The organism is Thermoanaerobacter brockii subsp. finnii Ako-1, from assembly GCF_000175295.2.
GTDB classification, from domain to species: Bacteria; Bacillota; Thermoanaerobacteria; order Thermoanaerobacterales; family Thermoanaerobacteraceae; genus Thermoanaerobacter; species Thermoanaerobacter pseudethanolicus.
In genome coordinates this window covers 1,555,288-1,574,870 of sequence record NC_014964.1, presented here as the reverse complement: position 1 = coordinate 1,574,870, position 19,583 = coordinate 1,555,288, and the positions used below count along the sequence as shown (strand labels likewise).

Annotated in this window: 20 protein-coding genes and 1 other annotated feature; of the genes, 12 read left to right on the top strand and 8 right to left on the bottom strand. The window is 34.2% G+C overall.

Annotation, left to right across the window (positions count from 1 at the left end; all coding sequences use genetic code 11):
- Positions 1–42 precede the first annotated feature (42 nt).
- Positions 43–2,718, top strand: coding sequence for a calcium-translocating P-type ATPase, SERCA-type (locus tag THEBR_RS07880; protein WP_009052670.1), 2,676 nt, complete (start codon positions 43–45; stop codon positions 2,716–2,718).
- A gap of 2 nt (positions 2,719–2,720) precedes the next feature.
- On the opposite strand, the gene THEBR_RS07875 is transcribed toward THEBR_RS07880, so the two are convergent.
- Genes THEBR_RS07875 through THEBR_RS07865 form a run of 3 tightly spaced genes read right to left on the bottom strand, consistent with a single transcriptional unit; the run spans position 2,721 to position 4,924 of the window.
- The gene (locus THEBR_RS07875; RefSeq protein ID WP_003867736.1) at positions 2,721–3,056 is read right to left on the bottom strand and encodes a hypothetical protein; all 336 of its coding nucleotides are present in this window, start codon (positions 3,054–3,056) and stop codon (positions 2,721–2,723) included.
- Positions 3,057–3,113: 57 nt separating this feature from the next.
- Positions 3,114–3,521: a nucleoside-diphosphate kinase gene (ndk, locus tag THEBR_RS07870; RefSeq protein WP_003867735.1), complete on the bottom strand. Its 408-nt coding sequence runs from the start codon at positions 3,519–3,521 to the stop codon at positions 3,114–3,116.
- Between the two features lie 5 nt (positions 3,522–3,526).
- Entirely contained in the window at positions 3,527–4,924 is a 1,398-nt protein-coding gene (locus tag THEBR_RS07865; RefSeq protein WP_009052669.1) for an MFS transporter, read from the bottom strand.
- Between the two features lie 186 nt (positions 4,925–5,110).
- On the opposite strand from THEBR_RS07865, the gene THEBR_RS07860 reads away from it, so the two are divergent.
- Complete coding sequence (locus tag THEBR_RS07860; RefSeq protein ID WP_003867733.1) at positions 5,111–5,920, top strand: lipid II flippase Amj family protein; 810 nt, start codon at positions 5,111–5,113, stop codon at positions 5,918–5,920.
- A 109-nt stretch (positions 5,921–6,029) separates the two neighbouring features.
- The gene (locus THEBR_RS07855) at positions 6,030–6,518 is read left to right on the top strand and encodes a ribonuclease H-like YkuK family protein (RefSeq protein ID WP_009052668.1); all 489 of its coding nucleotides are present in this window, start codon (positions 6,030–6,032) and stop codon (positions 6,516–6,518) included.
- Between the two features lie 24 nt (positions 6,519–6,542).
- Here the strand turns inward: THEBR_RS07855 and THEBR_RS07850 are convergent, their stop codons facing one another.
- A complete protein-coding gene (locus THEBR_RS07850; RefSeq protein WP_012269481.1) occupies positions 6,543–7,412 on the bottom strand; it encodes a phosphatase PAP2 family protein in 870 nt (289 codons plus the stop codon).
- Positions 7,413–7,623: 211 nt separating this feature from the next.
- Here THEBR_RS07850 and THEBR_RS07845 point away from each other — a divergent pair, with 211 nt between their 5' ends.
- From THEBR_RS07845 to larC2, 6 genes are all read left to right on the top strand, one after another.
- Complete coding sequence (locus tag THEBR_RS07845) at positions 7,624–8,118, top strand: hypothetical protein (RefSeq protein WP_003867730.1); 495 nt, start codon at positions 7,624–7,626, stop codon at positions 8,116–8,118.
- Between the two features lie 65 nt (positions 8,119–8,183).
- Entirely contained in the window at positions 8,184–8,699 is a 516-nt protein-coding gene (pgsA, locus tag THEBR_RS07840) for a CDP-diacylglycerol--glycerol-3-phosphate 3-phosphatidyltransferase (protein ID WP_003867729.1), read from the top strand.
- A 103-nt stretch (positions 8,700–8,802) separates the two neighbouring features.
- Positions 8,803–9,663: an ATP-dependent sacrificial sulfur transferase LarE gene (gene larE, locus THEBR_RS07835; protein ID WP_003867728.1), complete on the top strand. Its 861-nt coding sequence runs from the start codon at positions 8,803–8,805 to the stop codon at positions 9,661–9,663.
- A complete protein-coding gene (gene larB, locus THEBR_RS07830; protein WP_012269480.1) occupies positions 9,653–10,414 on the top strand; it encodes a nickel pincer cofactor biosynthesis protein LarB in 762 nt (253 codons plus the stop codon). Before larE ends, larB begins: the two co-directional genes overlap by 11 nt.
- On the top strand, positions 10,411–11,151 hold the full coding sequence (larC, locus tag THEBR_RS07825) for a nickel pincer cofactor biosynthesis protein LarC (RefSeq protein ID WP_013570827.1): 741 nt from the start codon (positions 10,411–10,413) through the stop codon (positions 11,149–11,151). The genes larB and larC overlap by 4 nt, the downstream gene beginning before the upstream one ends.
- Complete coding sequence (gene larC2, locus THEBR_RS07820) at positions 11,151–11,582, top strand: nickel pincer cofactor biosynthesis protein LarC2 (protein ID WP_013570826.1); 432 nt, start codon at positions 11,151–11,153, stop codon at positions 11,580–11,582. The genes larC and larC2 overlap by 1 nt, the downstream gene beginning before the upstream one ends.
- Positions 11,583–11,597: 15 nt before the next feature.
- On the opposite strand, the gene THEBR_RS07815 is transcribed toward larC2, so the two are convergent.
- A complete protein-coding gene (locus tag THEBR_RS07815) occupies positions 11,598–12,938 on the bottom strand; it encodes a sensor histidine kinase (RefSeq protein WP_012269479.1) in 1,341 nt (446 codons plus the stop codon).
- 2 nt (positions 12,939–12,940) lie between these two features.
- Positions 12,941–13,615 carry a response regulator transcription factor gene (locus THEBR_RS07810; RefSeq protein WP_012269478.1) on the bottom strand — a complete coding sequence of 225 codons (675 nt, stop codon included), beginning with the start codon at positions 13,613–13,615 and terminating at the stop codon, positions 12,941–12,943.
- 159 nt (positions 13,616–13,774) lie between these two features.
- Here THEBR_RS07810 and THEBR_RS07805 point away from each other — a divergent pair, with 159 nt between their 5' ends.
- Positions 13,775–14,668, top strand: coding sequence for a YckD family protein (locus tag THEBR_RS07805; protein WP_013570825.1), 894 nt, complete (start codon positions 13,775–13,777; stop codon positions 14,666–14,668).
- A 201-nt stretch (positions 14,669–14,869) separates the two neighbouring features.
- Positions 14,870–15,427 carry a DUF2680 domain-containing protein gene (locus THEBR_RS07800; RefSeq protein ID WP_003870890.1) on the top strand — a complete coding sequence of 186 codons (558 nt, stop codon included), beginning with the start codon at positions 14,870–14,872 and terminating at the stop codon, positions 15,425–15,427.
- 17 nt (positions 15,428–15,444) lie between these two features.
- Here THEBR_RS07800 and THEBR_RS07795 read toward each other — a convergent pair whose 3' ends face one another.
- The gene (locus THEBR_RS07795) at positions 15,445–15,993 is read right to left on the bottom strand and encodes a biotin transporter BioY (RefSeq protein ID WP_003867719.1); all 549 of its coding nucleotides are present in this window, start codon (positions 15,991–15,993) and stop codon (positions 15,445–15,447) included.
- 135 nt (positions 15,994–16,128) lie between these two features.
- Entirely contained in the window at positions 16,129–16,551 is a 423-nt protein-coding gene (locus THEBR_RS07790; protein ID WP_012269476.1) for a bifunctional nuclease family protein, read from the bottom strand.
- A gap of 137 nt (positions 16,552–16,688) precedes the next feature.
- Positions 16,689–16,890 (top strand) — a binding site (T-box leader).
- 41 nt (positions 16,891–16,931) lie between these two features.
- Here THEBR_RS07790 and THEBR_RS07785 point away from each other — a divergent pair.
- Complete coding sequence (locus tag THEBR_RS07785; protein ID WP_009052654.1) at positions 16,932–19,571, top strand: valine--tRNA ligase; 2,640 nt, start codon at positions 16,932–16,934, stop codon at positions 19,569–19,571.
- Positions 19,572–19,583: the final 12 nt, after the last annotated feature.

The following is a 19,583-nucleotide window of genomic DNA, read 5'->3' as shown; positions in this document are numbered from 1 at the left end:
TATTTTATTTAGAGAGCAAAAAGTTTAAGAAAGGGGATTGGGATGTCTTACGGTAAGAAGCAAATGCAACAAACAATTTACTACTTTGATAAAACTGACTTTACCGGCTTAAATAGTCAAGAAGCGCAAAAAAGGTTATTGAAATATGGGCCGAATATATTGGAGGAAGGGCACAAAGTTAGTCCTTTGCAAATATTTTTAAACCAGTTTCAAGATTTTATGGTGATGGTTTTATTGGCAGCAACTTTAATTTCTGCTTTGATGGGAGAATTAGCGGATGCTTTGACAATAACGATAATCGTCATTTTAAATGCTGTATTAGGATTTATCCAAGAATATAGAACAGAGCAGTCTTTGGAAGCTTTAAAAAAACTTGCAGCGCCTATTGCAAAAGTTTTGAGGGATGGAGAACAAAAAGAGATAGAGGCTTCTCAGATTGTAATAGATGATATTATTATATTGGAGGCGGGAGATAAAGTTCCAGCAGATGCTGTTTTGATAGAAAGTCATAATTTAGAAGTGGATGAATCGATTTTGACTGGTGAGTCAGTCCCTGTCCACAAGGAAGCTGTAAACAATGTAAAAAGAGCGGCAGTAACTAATAGTAATGTAGTTTATATGGGTACGATTGTTACGAAAGGAAGAGGGAAAGCTATTGTAACTGCTACAGGTATGCAAACAGAAATGGGGAAAATTGCAGGGATGATTAAAGATATTGAAGGAGATGAAACGCCATTACAAAAAAGACTTAATAAACTTGGAAAAGTGTTAGTAGCTGGAGCTCTTGCTATATGCGGTATTGTAATAGTATTAGGAATAATAAGAGGAGAGTCTTTATATTATATGTTTTTATCAGGTGTAAGTCTTGCAGTTGCTGCTATTCCTGAGGGACTTCCTGCTGTTGTTACAGTTTCTTTGGCTATTGGGGTACAAAGGATGCTTAAAAGAAATGCGTTAATAAGAAAATTACCTGCTGTTGAAACTTTGGGATGCACTAATGTAATATGTACGGATAAGACAGGTACTTTGACAGAGAACAAAATGACTGTGACAAAAGTGTTTTGCGATGAAGAAGTTTTTGAAGTAAAAGGTGATAAAAGTAAAGAATTTACTACAATGAGAAATAAAGAGAGAAGCGCTTTTAGAAAGATGTTGGAGATAGGAGCATTGTGCAATAATGCAAAGATTAAGAGGGAAAAGATAAAAATTGGCAAAGAAACTTTAGAAGAAGAAAAATACTTAGGAGACCCTACCGAAGCTGCTATACTTTCTTTTTCAATGAAATCAGGACTTTCTCTTGAATTGGTAGAAAATATTAAAAGAATGGAGGAAATTCCTTTCGATTCAGATAGAAAAAGGATGTCCGTTATTGTGGAGATAAGCGGTGAAAAATATGTCTATGTAAAAGGTGCACCAGATGTAATGTTGGACCTTTGTACATATAAATATACAGAAGGAAAAGAAGTGCCACTTACTGTTTTTGATAAAAAAAGAATATTAGATATCAATGAAAGTTTTGGCAGGGAAGCTTTAAGAGTATTGGCCTTTGCTTATAAAAAGCTTCCTCCTAAATTTCCAATGGTTGCGGAGTTTATAGAAAAAGATTTGGTTTTTGTAGGATTGGAAGGGATGATAGACCCTCCTCGAAGGGAAGTATATGAGGCGATTTTAAAATGCAAGATGGCAGGAATAAAGCCGGTTATGATAACAGGTGACCACAAGATTACTGCAACTGCTATAGCAAAAGAATTAAAAATATTAGGGGAAAATGATAAAGTAATCACAGGGCAGGATTTAGATAACATGGGCGATAAGGACCTTGAGAAAGCTTGTACAAATATTAGTGTTTATGCAAGAGTAACCCCAAGACATAAGCTCAGAATTGTCAGAGCCCTTAGAAACAAAGGTTTTACAGTAGCTATGACAGGGGATGGTGTAAATGATGCTCCAGCTTTGAAAGAGGCAGATATAGGTATTGCTATGGGAAAAGGAGGAACAGAAGTTGCAAAAGAGGCTTCCTCTATGATTTTATTAGATGATAATTTTGCTACTATTGTGGCAGCTGTTGAAGAGGGAAGAATAATTTATGACAATATACGAAAGTTTATACGATTTTTGCTTTCTTGTAATCTTGGAGAAGTTTTGACTATGTTTTTTGCAGCTTTAATGGCCTTAAAATTGCCTCTTGCTCCAATTCAAATATTAATGGTCAATCTTGTTACTGATGGGTTACCAGCTTTAGCTCTGGGGATGGATCCTCCTGAAAAAGATATAATGATGATGAAACCAAGAAACGCTAAAGAAAGTGTGTTTTCAAGAGGGTTGGGTATAAGAATCATTATAGTGGGATTTTTAATGGCAGTAAGTACTCTTGGAGCATATGTATTTGCATTAAGTTATGGGACATTGGAAAAAGCTAGGACTGTAGCTTTTGCTACATTAGTGATGGTAGAGCTGATACACGCCTTTGAGTGCAGGTCAGAAAGAAATTTAATTTTTGAGATAGGGATTTTTACTAATCCTTACTTGGTGTTAGCAGTTTTAACATCATTTTTGCTTTTCTTAGCTACAATATATGTTCCACCTTTAAGTGTTGTGTTTAGGACAACAGTGCTTACTGGCTATGATTGGCTGGTGGTGGTATTTTTCTCTTCAATAGAATTTGTATTTAACAATCTTTATACTGCTTATATAGTACCATTAACTAAGGCGAAGTGAAGTCACTTCGCCTTAGACTTTAATACTTTTAGAGAATATCGAAGTTCTAAATAATTTACTAATCTTGTTATTAGCTCTTTTTTGTCTTTTTCTAACCAATTCCATTTATGTCTGTAATCAGCCACTACTGATTTTATAAAGTCATTGGGAATCTTGGAAGAAAATTTTTTGTAAACAAACAATCTTGAAACTTTCCCATCTCCTTTTTCTAAAGTAACAGGATTTATTCCGTAACTTACTTTTTCTTTTTGTACCAATGCGTACCAGTTATAGTCATCAATTCTTCCGTAGATGATTCCATACTGGTTATTTTTACTTTCTACTGTTATTTTGGGCATAAGGTATACCTCCAATAGTTTTCTCTATTAGAGTTTATGCCCTGTCCACAAAAATATTCATGCTAATTCAGGAAACCACAGTGCTATTTCTCTCTTTGCAGATTCAATACTATCTGAGCCGTGTATGATGTTAAAAGTGGTGCTTATGGCAAAATCACCTCTTATCGTCCCAGGAAGTGCTTCTTCTACTTTTGTGGCACCATTTAAAAGTCTTACTATTTTTACGGCGTTTTCTCCTTCTAGTACCATTGCAAAGACAGGACCTGAGGACATGTACTGTATTAAAGGTTTGTAGTAAGGCTTGCCTTTGTGTTCCTCGTAGTGCTTTTCTAAAAGCTCAATTGTTGGAGTTATTACTTTTGCCGCTTTAAGCCTTAAACCTTTGTTTTCATATCTTTTTAATATTTCTCCTATAAGCCCTCTCTTGACACCGTCGGGTTTTACTATAGCAAGGGTGGTCTCCATTTAAATCAATCCTTTCCTTTTATTAATTTAACATCATTTCTCACAAGAGAAGTAAAGGCGCATATTAATGAAAAGATTCCGGCGGCTATATAAGCTTCTTTAATAGCCATCATAAAGGTAGTGTTGGAAGAAAATTTTAGAGCTTGATAGACTTTTAACCTGTTTGTAAATATAGCGCTTCCTACTGCAATGCCCATTACCATTCCTACATTTCTCATTGTTGCGAGAAAGGCAGAGGCTACCCCTAATCTGTTTTTTGGCGCACTTCCCATTACTGCACTGTTGTTTGGTGTCTGAAAAATGGCATTTCCTACGCCAAAAAGGGCAAGATGGGTCATAATGGAAAACATAGTAGATTTTTCTGTTAAAGTTACCATAAGAAAAAGGGCTGTTGCAGAAATGAGTGCACCAATAGTTGAGAGGATTTGGGCTCCGTATCTATCAGCTAAAATACCGCTTAAGGGTGCCACGACGAACATGACGAGAGGGAAAGAAGTCATTACTATACCTGCTTTTTCAGTAGTAAATCCTAGATGCTGAAGGAGGAAAGGAGTTAAAAAAGTCATTGTGTTTTGAGACATAAAGTTTAGCAGGGTGCTTATGTTTCCAAAGGTAAAAGACCTTATTTTTAAAAGAGAGAAGTCAAACATAGGAAAGTCTACTTTATTTTCTATAATTACAAAGATTGTTAAAAATGTTACTGATGTCAATAATGAAATTATACTTGGAAGTGATGTCCAACCCCATGTTCCACCTTCTGATATAAAGAGCAAGAGGCTTGCAAGAAAGCCAAAGAAAGAAATAGATCCGTAAATATCAAATTTTTCAGGAACTCCTTTGTTGTCAGGTACCACGATATGAGCCCATATGTAACCTATTATACCGATAGGAACGTTTATATAAAATATAGACTGCCAACCCAAATTTGATAAAAGAAAACCCCCTAATGTAGGACCTATTGCAAGCCCGATAGATATAGACATAGCGTTAATGCCGAGAGCTTTACCTCTTTCGTTTGGAGGAAACACGGATGTTATAATAGCTGATGTCATTGACATTAGCATGCCAGCTCCTATTGCTTGGAAAGCTCGCATAATTATTAACATATATATATTTACAGAAAGACTCAAGATCGCAGAAGATATTGAAAAAGTCAAAAGGCCGTATTGATACAGTTTTTTATAACCCAACATATCGCCAAGTCTTCCAAAAGTCATCATTAGACTACTTAAAACTAATAAATATGTCATGGAGACCCAGCTTACTGTTGTTATATTTGTGTGGAAAATCTTTGTAAATTCTGGCATTGCTATGTTGACTATACTTCCGTCAATTGGCCCCATTATGCTACCAATGACAACTGCAGAAAGAATTAACCATTTGTTGTACTGTTTTTGTGACATTTATTTTCCCTCCGATACTATAAATTATACCACAATCTTTGGCAAAAGTCTGTGCAAAATGTCAGCTAAATAAGTTATCTACTAATTCTTTACACGCACTTGGCAAAAGATAAATGTTGAAAAAAAAGGCATTGTACAATATAATTATAGAGGAATTTTAAATAAAGAAAAGAATGGATGGGACAAATGATAGATGCAAAAAGACTGATGATAGTAGCTTTTTTCACAATGGTCATAAATCTGATTGACACACTTTCTTATTCAATAAGACCTTCGGGTGTAAGAACTCGAAAGCTTGCTGTTGCTCTTTCGCTTTTTAATATTATGGCTGTGATATCAAGATTATCAAATATGATTCAAGCACCTTTTCTTGGCAGTATTGTAGATATGGCGATAAAAATGGACAAGGTCTATCTCCTTCAAAATGATATGAGAATTGTACTTTTTTCAGCTACATTAGGGGCATTGATAGGAGCACCCCTGATGCCCACTTTTGTATCGATTTTTACTGTTGCCATAAATGGAATGGAAGGGGCTGGAACAGTCCCTAAGCTTATTCTTAAAGGATTTAGATGGAGTAATTTAAAAAAGATAAAGAAAAAAATTGTTTTGCCAAGGCTGTCTATGCTAAAAGGTGTGTGGAAGGCTAACGTACCAAAAACTTTTTTGATATATAACGTTATTATTACTTCTATTTACACCACAGGTATTATCTCTTCACTTTACGCTGGAGCCATTCTTCCTGAGTATAGAATTACAGCCAGTCAGCTTTCGGGTATTGTAAACGGGTTTGCGACTGTATTGTTTACCGTTGTAGTGGACCCTGTGGCGGCTCTTATAACTGACCAGGCCTTAAGCGGTAAAAGGACCCAACATGATGTGGACAGTATGGTAGTGCTTCTTGTGTTGGGGAAAATTTTGGGTACTTTGCTGGCTCAGCTTATATTTATACCAGCTGCAGAGTTGATACTGTTTGTTACAAAATTGATAGTTTAACAAAAAAATAAAAAAATTTTAATACACTTTTTAAGAAAATGGTGTATAATAAAAATTAAAATAAGATTTAATTGCGCTAAGCAATTTGCAGTTAAAGGAGATGGGGTCATTGTATTTCATTAGCCCAACCAAGGGAAAAATGGATATTGATAAAATGTTCCAAGACATTATGGAATTTGTTGAGGGAGACCGGCAATCTAATTACAAGTTGATGGTGGGTACAGACTCTCAACCAGGTAAATCCGTATGCTTTGTCACTGCTGTAATCATATACCGAGAAGGGAAAGGTGCCAGGTATTATTATAGGAAATTTTGTAATAAAAAGGTGTTGTCTTTAAAACAAAGGATTTTTATGGAGGCTACTTATAGCATTGAAATAGCGAATCAGCTTTTTGAAAAGATCAATCAGACTGATAAAAAGGATATAAATATACAGATTCATTTAGACGTAGGGGAAAATGGTAAAACAAGAGATATTATAAAAGAAGTAGTTAACATGGTGTTAGGATGTGGATTTGAAGCACAAGTTAAGCCTGCATCTTATGGGGCTAGCAAAGTAGCTGATAAGCACACTAAAAGTATGGCTAATATTGGATAAGACCTCCCGAAGGAGGTCTTATTTTTATGTCTTTATTGTTTTATCGTTTAATTTAAAAAGATTGAATACATAAGGTGCACCAAGAGAAAGCCACAGTCCGCAAATTGCATACCTTATAGCGTTAAAAATATTGCCAGAAGGCAACACAAATTTTAATCCCTCTTTAAGTACAAAAAATACAATTATTCCAATTAGTAACTTCAAAATTTGCTTTTGAAGAGGAGCATGGACAGTAAAATCAAATTTTTCTTTGTCCATAAAATAACCTATTAAAGTACCAGAAATTAAACCCATGTATTCATAAATATCCTTGTGAGGGAAAATTAATATAAAAAGCGCAGGGATTAAAATTGACAAAATAACTTTAAAAGATAAACTTATGTTAAAATTGCTTTCTTTCACGATGCTATCAATAAGTTCACTTAAAATTATTATTAAAACAGCTATCAATATTCCGCCAATAATATCTATCGGCCAGTGGACACCTAAATACATTCGCGAAAATGATACGAGTAATACGATGGCGATTCCTACATACCACAGCCATTTTTTTTGATAGTGTACCATTAAAGTTCCCCAAACAGTTGTAGAACCTTGTGCATGGCCACTTGGGAAAGAATATCCTCCTGCCGATTGTGTAAAAATAGACCTTATTCCTGGATATCCTATAGGTCTTGCTATTTTTGTTATCTCTTTTAAAACAGTGTTTACATAGATAGAGCTTATCAATATGAGTCCCAATTTTAGACCAAATCTTTTATCTACACACCAGTAAAAAAGGGGGATAAAAATAAAATAAAATCCTGAACTTCCCAACATAGTTACAGCTATAAAAAAATAGTCTAAAAAAGGGTTTGAAATTGTTTGAATAGCTTTTAATATTTCTGCTTGCATTTTATCACCTCACTATATATAATTCACCAAAAAAATTTATTTTCCTTCATAGTGAAAAAATTTAACACAAATTTAAAGAAAAAAATAAAAAGTGGGTTTTCTGCTCTTTTTTATTTATACTGTATTTTTTATTTGTCGAAAATTATTTTCTGTTTTTAAGCAGGATTTTTGAAATTTGTAAAGAATATATATTTATAGATAGGTGGTGTTGATGATGGGAGAAAATGGGAAGATTTTAATTAAAGATTTAGAGAAAAAAGATAAAAAAATATTTTCCTTATGGTTGCAAGACATTAATGTGGTCAAATTTTTAATTGATTTGTTTAAAATATCAAGAGGGAAAGACAATGTTTTAAATATACCTTTTGGCAAAAACCGTAAAATGTTTGTGTTGGAAACGAAAGATGGCGTAAAGTTGGGATTCTGTGTACTATACGATATTGATTGGCAACAAAAAAAGAGCAGTATGTATATTTATATTGAGAAGAAGGAAAATGTAGGAATAGAAACTGCACAAGAAATAATTAATTCTTTAGTGAGGAGGACAGCTTTAAAGTACAATTTAAAAGATATTGAAGTTCACACAAAAAATGATGTTTTTGCCAAATGTTTTACCAATATAGAAGACTTTAAAAAAGAAGAAGAAGGATATAGTTTCCGCATAGCTTTAGATGAGATAGAAGTTCCTGTAAATGTGGCCCGATAAGGGCCTTTTACTTTTGATTTTTTTGTATTATAATTTTATCAAACTTGACAAGTAGAGGTGTTTAGATGAATATACCAAATTTTCTTACACTTGTTAGATTTTTACTTATACCTCTTTTTGTATACACTTTTTTTTATGTTCCCGAGGGAAATACTTATGCTGCAGTGATTTTTATATTATCAGGTATTACGGATATTTTGGATGGTTATATAGCGAGGCACTATAACCAAGTGACAAAAATAGGTACTTTGCTTGACCCTCTTGCGGACAAGTTGATGATACTTACTGTTTTGACCAGTTTATGGATAAAAGATTTAATTCATTTTTTTGTTATTGCTATTTTAATGGTAAAAGAACTATCAATGATAATAGGTGCTGCGATACTTTATAAAAAGCAAGAAATTGCTATACCCGCTAATAACTATGGCAAAGCTGCGACACTTTTCTTTTATATTGCGATAATTTTTTCAATTTTTAAGTGGCCTTATGGATTTACTTTGATGATTATAGCACTGTTATTGGCTATTTTAGCCTTTGTTATCTATACGTTGGAGTTTTATAAAAGGAGCACAGATAATTAAGAGGAAGTAAGTGCTTCTACAGAAGAGCAGCTTTCAGATGTGGGAAAACACAAACATTTTGTTTATTTTACTATCTGTGATAAAATAGTTATACGTAAAATTGATGAGGTATACCATAGGGGGTGTTAATATAGAAATTATTAAAGAGAAGCTAAGGAAATTGCAAGAATATTTGTTAAAATTAGATAACGCATTAATTGCTTTTTCTGGAGGTGTAGATAGCACTTTTTTGGCAAAAGTAAGTTACGACGTTTTAGGGAATAGAGTATTAGCTGTGACTGCTACTTCTCCAATGCATCCTAAAAGTGAATTAAAAGAAGCTGTAGAGCTTGCTAAAAAAATAGGAATTCCCCACTTGGTTGTGGAATTTAATGATATTCTTGAAATAGAAGAATTTAGAAAAAATCCTTTAAATAGATGCTATATATGTAAATCCAATTTATTTTCAAGGTTTAAAGCTATTGCAGAAGAAAAGGGCTTCAAATATATTCTAGAAGGCACAAATGCAGATGATGTGTCTGATTTCAGGCCAGGAAGAAGGGCGTTAAAAGAATTAGGAATTTTAAGCCCTTTGCTAGAATGTGGTATAAAAAAAGAAGAGATAAGGATTTTATCCAAAGAGATGGGGCTTCCTACATGGGGTAAGCCTTCTTATGCATGTCTTGCTTCAAGGATCCCTTACGGAGAAGAGATAACTTATGATAAGCTTTCTATGGTAGAAAAGGCAGAAGAGGATTTGAGAGACTTAGGCTTTTCAGGATTTAGAGTGAGATACCATGGAGATGTTGCAAGGATTGAACTTCCAAAGGAGCAGATGGAGACAATTTTTGAAGAAGGTATAAGGGAAGAAGTTGTAAAAAGAATTAAAAATGCTGGCTTTAAGTATGTAACGATGGATTTAGAAGGATACAGAACTGGTAGCTTAAATGAGCCTCATGTGAAGGTGGTAAAAAATGTACAATGAGAAAATATTGCAGATTTTAATGGAGTTTAAACAAGGCAAGATATCAACAGATGAAGCATTAGAAGCTTTAAAGAAACTTCCTTATGAAGATTTAGGATTTGCTAAAATTGATTATCACAGAGAGATAAGAAAGGGATTTCCTGAAGTAATTTTTTGTCAAGGAAAGACTCCCGAGCAGGTTAAAGAAATTGCTTTTAATATGTTCAAAAATGGAAGTGATGTTTTAGGGACAAGAGCGTCGCGAGAACATTTTGAAGCGGTAAAAGAAGTAGTGGAAAAAGCTGTCTATTATGAGGAAGCTCGTATAATTTCCATAAGAAATACGCCAATAAAAAAGACAAAAGGCATAATTGGAGTAGTGGCTGCTGGAACTTCTGATTTGCCTGTTGCTGAAGAAGCGGCTATTACTGCAGAACTTATGGGAAACACTGTAAAAAGATTTTATGATGTTGGAGTTGCAGGACTACACAGGCTTTTAGATAAATTAGATGAAATCAGACAATGCCGTGTATTGATTGCAGTTGCTGGTATGGAAGGAGCACTTCCTACTGTGTTAGGAGGATTGGTTAGCTCTCCTATAATTGCAGTGCCTACAAGCGTAGGATATGGTGCTAACTTTCACGGTTTGTCCGCTCTTTTGACTATGCTTAATTCCTGTGCCAGTGGCGTAAGTGTTGTAAATATTGATAACGGTTTTGGTGCGGCTTATTCTGCAAGTTTAATAAATAGGATAGGGGAGGAATCAAAATGAAAGTCTTATATTTTGACTGTTTTGCTGGAATTTCTGGAGATATGACTATTGCTTCATTATTATCTCATGTAGATGTGGAAGAGTTTAAAAAGAAGGTAAAGAAAATAGCTTTGGACAATTTTGATATAGAGATAGGGAAAACACAAAAGAATAGTATAAGTGCTAAGACTTTTAAGGTATTGTATGAGGAAGAGCATCATCACCATCATAGGCATATGAAAGATGTGAGAGAAATCATCGATAAGAGTGATTTAGAGGAAGAAGTCAGGAAAATGAGTGTTGAGATGTTTGAGAAATTAGCAGAAGCAGAGGCAAAAGTGCATGGAAAATCTCCCGAAGAAGTGCATTTTCATGAAGTGGGGGCAGTAGATTCTATAGTAGATATAATAGGTACGGCGATACTTATAGACATGATAAAGCCAGATAAGATTGTTTCTTCTCCTTTGCCAGTAAGTTCAGGCTTTGTAGATACTCAACACGGTCTTATACCTGTGCCTGCACCAGCAACAGCAGAACTTTTAAAAGGAATACCTGTGTACCAAAGCGATGTAAAAGGTGAAATTGTGACACCTACCGGTGCCGCTATTGTAAAAACTTTAGCGAATGAGTTTGGTGGTATACCTGACATGACGATAAATTCTGTTGGATATGGTGCTGGTACTAAGGATTTAGAGATACCAAATGTTTTGAGGACATATGTGGGAGAGGAAGAGGTAAAAAAAAACCTGAGTCATTGATGATTTTAGAGACTAATATAGATGATATGAATCCAGAGTTTTATCAGTATCTATTTGAAAAACTTTTTGAAAACGGGGCATTGGATGTGTTTTTGATTCCTATTATTATGAAAAAGCAAAGGCCGGGAACGCTTCTTACGGTAATTTGTGAAAAAGAAAATGCTGATAAATTAAAGGAGATAATATTTAGAGAGACTTCTACTTTTGGCATAAGGTATTACGAAGCGTTAAGGTACAAACTTGATAGAGATTTTTTAGTTGTGGATACTCCTTACGGAAGAATAAGAGTAAAAAAGGGCTATTTAAATGGAAAACTTATTAAAGCGTATCCTGAGTATGAAGATGTTAAAGCCATTGCTGAAAAGACTGGGAATTCAATTAGCGATATTTACAGGAATGTGATGAGACACATTGATTTGCTATTTTTTTAAAGATTGAAAGCGGGGTTAACCCGCTTTTAATGTGAAATAAAAAGTGGTTCCTACTCCTTCTTGACTTTCTATACCATATTTACTGCCGTGTAATGTCAATATTTCTTTTACTATTGCAAGTCCAAGCCCTGTGCCTGATTTGTTTCCTTTGTAATACCTGTCAAAGATGTGCTCTAAATCTTTTTGAGGTATGCCGCATCCCGTATCTGATACTTTAATTAAAATTTCTTTATCTTGAGGCTCTGCAGTTATAGTAAGAATTCCGCCATTTTCCATACTCGCTATAGCATTGCTTATTATATTTATAATTGCCCGTTTTATCATTTCCCTATCCGCTATTACCTTAAGTTTAAGATTATTAAGCTTTACTTCTATATTTTTTTCTAAAATTTGAATTTCAAATATGTCTAAAGTTTCAAATATAAGTTTTTCTAAATCTATAGGTTCCTCTTTTATTTCTACCATTCCTGATTGGAGCTTAGAAAGCTGTAACACGTCGTCTACTAATTTAGACATTCTCTCTGTTTCTTTAATCACTGTATTTAAATATTTTTCTCTTTTTTCTTTATCGTCTCCATAGTAGTCTAAAAGCATTTCAGAATATCCACGTATAAGGCCAAGAGGTGTTTTTAAATCATGGCTTATATTTGCAATCAAATCTTTTCTGAACTTGTCTGTGATAGATAACTGTTTTACCATTGTGTTCATAGATTTTGCAAGGTCTCCTAATTCATCGTCTTCTTTGTAATTTATTTTGACATCTAAATTTCCAGAAGCGATTTGGTGAGCAGCATTTTTCAAAATTTGTATAGGTCGAGTAAACTTTTTTGACATGTAAATTGACACAAATAAAATTGCTGCTATTGTGACGACAAAAATCCGCCAAAAAACTTGTTTAAAAAGATTGACAGAGTCGTTTATAGCGGCGATAGGGATGCTCATTATTAAAGTAGCGGGTTTTCCGTTATATAAAAAAGGCCTTACAATAGAAAGATATTCTATATGCAAAAAAGGATGCTCATATTTTACAACTTTTACAGTGTTTATAGGGTGAAGAAGTACTTCAGGGATTCCCAAACCTCGACCGTATCCTCTGTTATTTCCTGCAATTATTATGTTGTTTTGTGTCATTGCGACGACTTGGGCATTAGATTTGTCAATAAGTTCACTTATAAGCATTTCATCGTTGTTATTTATTGCTTCTACAATTTTTTCACTGTAATTTTTAAGTTGATTTATTTTGTAATAAGAGTATATCTTATTAATAAAAACTACTTGAGTAAGCCAAAACATAGATAAAATTATAAGGCCTATGATAAGGTAAGAGATAAAAAGCTTTTTTCTTATTCCTTTCAAATTTATTCACCATCCAATTTGTAACCTATTCCCCACACTGTTTTTATGAGTTTGCGCTTTTCTCCTAATTTTTCTCTTAACTGTTTTATATGGGTATCAACTGTTCTTAAATCTCCATAAAAATCATATCCCCATACTTCATTAAGGCACTTTTCGCGGGATACAACTTTTCCTTTATTATCTATTAAGAGTTTTAAAAGGTCAAATTCTTTTGGCGTAAGGTCAATTTTTTCTCCATCAACCGTAACTTCCCTAAAACTTACATTTATAGAAATTCCTTCATATTCTGTTTTCCCCTCTTCTTCTGAAGCTCCATAAGTTCTTGACAAAATTGCTTTAACGCGAGCGATTACTTCTTTAGGGCTAAAAGGTTTTACAACGTAATCATCTGCTCCTAATTCAAACCCTAAAAGTTTATCATACTCTTCTCCTCTTGCTGTTATCATCATTACAGGCACTTTTGACTTTTCTCTAATTGTTTTTAAAAGGCTCCAACCACTTATATCTGGAAGCATTATATCTAAAAGGATTATGCTTATATCTTTATTATTATTAAAATATTCAAGCCCTATTTTGCCATTTTCAGCTACCAATACTTCATATCCATTATTTTCTAAATAAGTTTTTAAAATATCTCTCATTCCTTCTTCGTCTTCAATTACTAAAACTTTTTGCATAAAAAACACCTCCCATCTTTAGTTTAATTATTTTTTAATCAGTTTACAATATTTAAAATTAAACTTCACACTTTCCTCACAAATTATATAAAATTACTTCAAACTATTTGGGTATCATAAAGAATGAAAAAGGAAAAATTTAAAAGGAGGTATCCATATATGAAGAGAAACAAATGGTTAATAGTTTTAGCAGTTGTATTGGCTTTAGCAATTCCTTTGACAGTTTTTGCAGCAAATACTGATTCACCACTGACAAACAGCATAAAAGGCTTTTTTGGAATTGACACATCAAAGCTTACACCAGAGCAAGAGCAAATAATTACAGATTACAACAAAAGAATAGCCGACCTTGAAAAAGAGTTTATAAACAAACTCTTATCAGAAGGGCTTATAACTCAACAACAAGCAGATAATATAATTAAAAACATTGATAGCAAAGTTTCTAAAGCAAATCAAGACAATGTTCCCTTCTTCATTGGTGGCGGAAGAGGATTTGACAAAGGATATTTTGGAATAGGCCCAATTGATACTTCAAAGCTTACAGAACAACAAAAAGCAGCTTTGACAGAAATATACAAACAAATGGCGTCACTTCAGAAGGATATAGTAAACAAATTGGTTTCTGAAGGATTATTGACTCAAGACCAAGCAAACAAAATCACAAGTGCGATAGATAATACAATAGCTAATGCTGATAAAAAAGGCTATGCTATGTTCGGTGGCAACGATGGATTGGGGTTTATTTTGAGAGGTGTTGATCCATCTAAATTGACAGACCAGCAAAAGAATGAGTTAATCAATTATTACAAACAAATGGCACAATTGCAAAAACAATTAGTTGATAAATTTGTAAGCTTTGGAGTTATTACTCAGGACCAAGGAAATACGATTAAAAATAGAATTGATACAATGGTAAAAAATATGCAACAAAACGGATTGCCTCAAGGATTTTTCAAACATTTTGAAGGAAAAAGAGGAAATTTTAAAGGTAAATGGCAAAATGGAAATGGACAAACCAATACTGCTCCTCAAGGGTATAGTAACTCTCTCTAATTGAATTTTTTGAATAAAAAGAGATGGTTAAATGCCATCTCTTTTCTATTTTCAAAACTTTGCATAGTAGGAACCCTCATATTACTCTAAAAAAATGTTCACACATCCTTCACAAATCCAATATAGTTATCTCAAACTAAAGGGTTATTATATAAGTGTAACAAATAAAAAACAAAAATCAAAAAAGGAGTGTGGTTTTAAATGAATTTCAAAAAGGTAGTAGCAGTAGTACTTACAGGAGGTATGCTTTTAAGTGGAATAGCTGCTTATGCAGCCACAACTGGCAATACAGCTAGTTCTTCAACTCCACCTCAATATTCTACGACAGCACCAAGATACGGAATGAGTAGAAATGCAGATTTTCTTGCAAAACTGACAGGTAAGACAGCAGATGAAATTTTAAGTGAACTTCAATCAGGGAAAACAATAGTTCAGATTGCAGAAGAAAATGGCATAACACTTGACAATCTGAAAAAAGCTTTAATTGAGCAAAAAGAAGGGTTTATAGACCAATTAGTTAAAGATGGTAAAATAACTCAGGATAGGGCTGACACAATCAAAAAAACCATTGAAGACAAGATAAATTCATGGGATGGAACATGTCAATATGGTAAAGGTTCAGGTGTAGGTTTAGGTCTTGGACTTGGAAAAAATAGCAATGGCAATACAGGTGTAGGCTTGGGAGCAGGTTTTGGTGCTAAAGGAGCGCATAAAGGAGCAGGCTATAGAGGAAACTTTGGACCAACTGTTCAGCAGTAATGAAAAAAGGCAAGGGTTCAACCTTGCCTTTTTTCATTAGATTTTATAACAGGTTTTAATTTTAAAGTGAGATAGGAAGCGATAAATGCTTTGATTAAGTCGCCAGGTATAAAAGGAAGTGCCCCGGCTAAAATGGCTTTTTTAAATGGTATTCCTGTAACAAAAGAGAGCTGAGTTACTCCTAAAATATAAACAAAAATTATTGCAAATAAGAGATAGCTTATAAAAATATTAATAAAATTTGCTTTTTTATTTTTTAAAGTCAAAGAGATTAAAAAGGCTGCAAAGGGCCAACTTAAAATATATCCTCCTGTAGGACCTATTAAAATATTTAGTCCTCCGGTAAGTCCTGCAAACACAGGTATTCCAATTGCACCTAAAAGGTCAAAAATAAAAAGGCTCAAAAATGCTGATGTAGGATTTAAAAGTCCTCCGGCTAACATAACTGCAAAAGTCTGCCCTGTGATAGGTACTGGAGAAAAAGGCAAAGGTATTTTTACAAAACCCATTATAAAAGTAATAGCAGCAAAAAGAGAAGCTAAAATCATGTCTTTAGTTTTTATCATATTTTTCCTCCTCATTGTATTATTACAACAATTATTATATTTTTTTTAAAAAGAATTGTCAACTATTTTTACATAATGGTTAACAATTCTTTAAAAAAGTAGCCCTCTTAAATTTTTAAGAGGGCCAGTAGAATTTTAATTATCTCCATCTTCAAATTTTAAATCTGCCATATCATAAGTGAATTCCGCTAAACGAACATTTAAGAAAATTGGTATATCAGTTCGTATTGCTAAAGCTATAGCATCACTGGGCCTTGAGTCTAATTTTATAACTCTATCCCCTTGTTTTATATAAAGCTCTGCATAATAAGTGTCATCTTTTAAATCAGTAATTACAACTTTTTCAGGTTTTCCTCCAAGTTGTTCAATAACAGATTTTAAAAGGTCGGGGGTTAAAGGGCGAGGCGGTGTAATTCCTTGAAGAGGGATAGCTATGTTTTGGGCTTCCAATGGACCTATGACGATGGGCAAAACTTTCTTTTCCTCTTCATCTGTCAATAGGACGGAGAAATTTCCTTCTACGTCCATTGTAATTGCCTTAACATGAAATTTTAACATTTTTTACACCTCGATTTAAAACATCTTCTTATTATCATTATATCATACTTATGCAAATTTAATCTGATTGTTTGTTTTAAAACAACTTAACTGTTGACAATTGGTGAGATTTTATATATATTATATATCAAATGGAATATAAGGCTATGAAAGAGAGGAGTAAGTGTATACTGGCTAAAGAGAGGGATATCCCATGGGCTGAAAGGATTCCCGCCAAAGGTACACTGAAGGTAGCTCTGGAGCCTGTAAACCGAAGTTCAGTAGGTTTAAACGGGTCTGCCCGTTATAGCTTGAGTGATAAATAAAGGTGGTACCGCGAAATGCCCTTTCGCCCTTTGTGGGTGAAAGGGTTTTAAAATTTTACGGAGGGAGTGTAAGGCATGAAAGAGATAGCTAAGACGTACAATCCAAAGGAATTTGAAGATAGAATTTATGCTTTTTGGATGGAAAAAGGATATTTTACTCCTAAAATAGACCCTGAAAAACAGCCATTTACCATTGTTATACCGCCTCCAAACATAACAGGGCAATTACATATGGGACATGCACTTGACAATACTTTGCAGGACATATTGATAAGATGGAAAAGAATGCAGGGTTATGCAGCTTTGTGGATACCTGGCTCAGACCATGCCAGCATTGCGACGGAGATAAAAGTTTTAGACACGATAAGAGAAGAAACGGGGCTCACAAAGAAAGAAATAGGAAGAGAAGAGTTTTTGAAAAGGGCATGGGCATGGAAGGACAAATACGAAAACCGTATTTTAAGCCAATTAAAAAAGTTGGGTTCTTCTTGTGATTGGACAAGGACACGCTTTACTATGGATGAAGTATGTTCAAGGGCGGTAAGAGAAGTTTTTGTCTCCCTCTATGAAAAAGGGCTCATATATAGAGGAGACAGGATAATAAATTGGTGTCCAGACTGCAACACTGCTTTATCTGATGCGGAAGTGGAACATAAAGAGCAAAAAGGGCATTTGTGGTACATCAAATACCCCATAAAAGGTGAAGATGGATATGTAGTTATAGCTACGACGAGGCCTGAGACGATGCTGGGGGATGTAGCAGTTGCTGTAAATCCTGATGATGAAAGGTATAAGGATGTGGTAGGTAAGACTTTGATACTGCCACTTGTAGGAAGAGAGATACCTGTAATTGCTGACAGTTACGTTGACCCTTCATTTGGAACAGGTGCTGTAAAAGTTACACCTGCCCATGACCCAAATGATTTTGAGATGGGATTAAGACATAATCTTCCATTTATCAATATAATGAATGAGAATGCGATAATCAATGAAAATGGAGGAAAATATAAAGGTCTTGATAGATATGAGGCGAGAGAAAGAATAGTCGAAGACCTCAAAAATCTCGGACTACTTCTAAAAGTTGAAGACCACGTTCACAATGTGGGGCATTGTTACAGATGCGATACAGTAGTTGAGCCTCTACTTTCCAAACAGTGGTTTGTAAAGATGGAACCTTTAGCTAAACCTGCTTTAGAGGTTGTAAAAGAAGGAAAAATAAAATTTGTGCCAGAACGGTTTGAGAAAATATACACTAATTGGTTAGAAAACATAAAGGATTGGTGTATTTCCAGGCAATTATGGTGGGGACACAGAATTCCTGCCTGGTACTGCGATGACTGTGGTCATATAACTGTATCGCGTAAAGACCCGCAAAAATGTGAAGCTTGTGGAAGCCCCCACATACATCAAGACGAAGATGTATTAGACACTTGGTTTAGTTCTGCACTTTGGCCTTTCTCTACTATGGGTTGGCCGGAAGGAACAGAAGACCTCCAATACTTCTATCCTACTGATGTTCTTGTTACAGGATATGACATAATTTTCTTCTGGGTTGCAAGAATGATTTTTATGAGTTTGGAATTCATGAAAGAAGTGCCATTTAAGCATGTTTTGATACATGGTTTAGTCAGAGATGCTCAAGGTAGAAAAATGAGCAAATCTCTTGGCAATGGGATAGACCCATTAGAGGTTATTGAAGAATATGGGGCAGACACTTTAAGGTTTACATTAGTCATAGGAAATGCCCCAGGAAACGATATGAGGTTTAGTCAAGATAAAGTTGAACTCAGCAGAAACTTTGCAAATAAATTGTGGAACGCTTCAAGGTATGTGTTGCTGAATTTAACTGATAATGATACTAACCTTTATACAGATGGGTTGACTATTGCTGATAAGTGGATTTTGACAAGGTATAACAACATAGTAAAAGAAGTGACAGAGAATTTAGAAAAATTTGAGTTAGGAATAGCTGCGACAAAACTTTATGACTTTGTGTGGAGTGAATTTTGCGATTGGTATATAGAACTTAGTAAACCTGTGTTATACAGTGACAACCTTGAAGCTAAAAAGGTTACAAAGTCTGTTCTAAGATATGTGCTTGATAATACTTTGAGGCTTTTGCATCCTTTTATGCCTTTTATAACTGAAGAAATATGGCAGAATTTACCTCATGAAGGCGAGAGCATAATGATTGCTGAATGGCCGAAATACAAAGAAGAACTGGATTTCACTGAAGAAGCGAAAAATGCTGAGATTATAATGGAAGCTATTAGGACCATTAGAAATTTAAGAGCAGAAGCAAATGTTTCCCCTTCTAAAAAAGCAAAAGTTATTGTGGCTGTTGAAAATGAAAATTATGTAAAGGTGTTTGAAGTGGGCACAAATTATATAATGAAACTTGCAGGTGCTAGCGAAGTTGTAATTGAAACAGATAAGAGTAAAATTCCTCATAAAGCTTTGAGTGGAGCAATAGAAGGAGGATTGGTGGTACTTCCACTTGAAGATTTAATTGACTTAGAAGAAGAGATAAAGAGGCTTAATGAAGAAAGACAAAAAGTGATAAGCGAAATTGAAAGAGCACAAGGGCTTTTAAATAATGAAAATTTCGTCAAAAAAGCGCCAGAAAAAGTAGTTAATGCAGAAAGAGAAAAATTGGAAAAATATACTACAATGCTTAAAAACATAGAGGAAAGACTTAAGTTATTAAAGAGTTAACCTCTAGGGGGA

Excerpts from the sequence above, each read along its gene's own strand:
- THEBR_RS07880 (WP_009052670.1), top strand. The coding sequence starts at position 43 with ATGTCTTACGGTAAGAAGCAAATGCAACAAACAATTTACTACTTTGAT.
- THEBR_RS07875 (WP_003867736.1), bottom strand. The coding sequence starts at position 3,056 with ATGCCCAAAATAACAGTAGAAAGTAAAAATAACCAGTATGGAATCATC.
- ndk (WP_003867735.1), bottom strand. The coding sequence starts at position 3,521 with ATGGAGACCACCCTTGCTATAGTAAAACCCGACGGTGTCAAGAGAGGG.
- THEBR_RS07865 (WP_009052669.1), bottom strand. The coding sequence starts at position 4,924 with ATGTCACAAAAACAGTACAACAAATGGTTAATTCTTTCTGCAGTTGTC.
- THEBR_RS07860 (WP_003867733.1), top strand. The coding sequence starts at position 5,111 with ATGATAGATGCAAAAAGACTGATGATAGTAGCTTTTTTCACAATGGTC.
- THEBR_RS07850 (WP_012269481.1), bottom strand. The coding sequence starts at position 7,412 with ATGCAAGCAGAAATATTAAAAGCTATTCAAACAATTTCAAACCCTTTT.
- THEBR_RS07845 (WP_003867730.1), top strand. The coding sequence starts at position 7,624 with ATGATGGGAGAAAATGGGAAGATTTTAATTAAAGATTTAGAGAAAAAA.
- pgsA (WP_003867729.1), top strand. The coding sequence starts at position 8,184 with ATGAATATACCAAATTTTCTTACACTTGTTAGATTTTTACTTATACCT.
- larE (WP_003867728.1), top strand. The coding sequence starts at position 8,803 with ATGAGGTATACCATAGGGGGTGTTAATATAGAAATTATTAAAGAGAAG.
- larB (WP_012269480.1), top strand. The coding sequence starts at position 9,653 with ATGTACAATGAGAAAATATTGCAGATTTTAATGGAGTTTAAACAAGGC.
- larC (WP_013570827.1), top strand. The coding sequence starts at position 10,411 with ATGAAAGTCTTATATTTTGACTGTTTTGCTGGAATTTCTGGAGATATG.
- larC2 (WP_013570826.1), top strand. The coding sequence starts at position 11,151 with ATGATTTTAGAGACTAATATAGATGATATGAATCCAGAGTTTTATCAG.
- THEBR_RS07810 (WP_012269478.1), bottom strand. The coding sequence starts at position 13,615 with ATGCAAAAAGTTTTAGTAATTGAAGACGAAGAAGGAATGAGAGATATT.
- THEBR_RS07805 (WP_013570825.1), top strand. The coding sequence starts at position 13,775 with ATGAAGAGAAACAAATGGTTAATAGTTTTAGCAGTTGTATTGGCTTTA.
- THEBR_RS07800 (WP_003870890.1), top strand. The coding sequence starts at position 14,870 with ATGAATTTCAAAAAGGTAGTAGCAGTAGTACTTACAGGAGGTATGCTT.
- THEBR_RS07795 (WP_003867719.1), bottom strand. The coding sequence starts at position 15,993 with ATGATAAAAACTAAAGACATGATTTTAGCTTCTCTTTTTGCTGCTATT.
- THEBR_RS07790 (WP_012269476.1), bottom strand. The coding sequence starts at position 16,551 with ATGTTAAAATTTCATGTTAAGGCAATTACAATGGACGTAGAAGGAAAT.
- THEBR_RS07785 (WP_009052654.1), top strand. The coding sequence starts at position 16,932 with ATGAAAGAGATAGCTAAGACGTACAATCCAAAGGAATTTGAAGATAGA.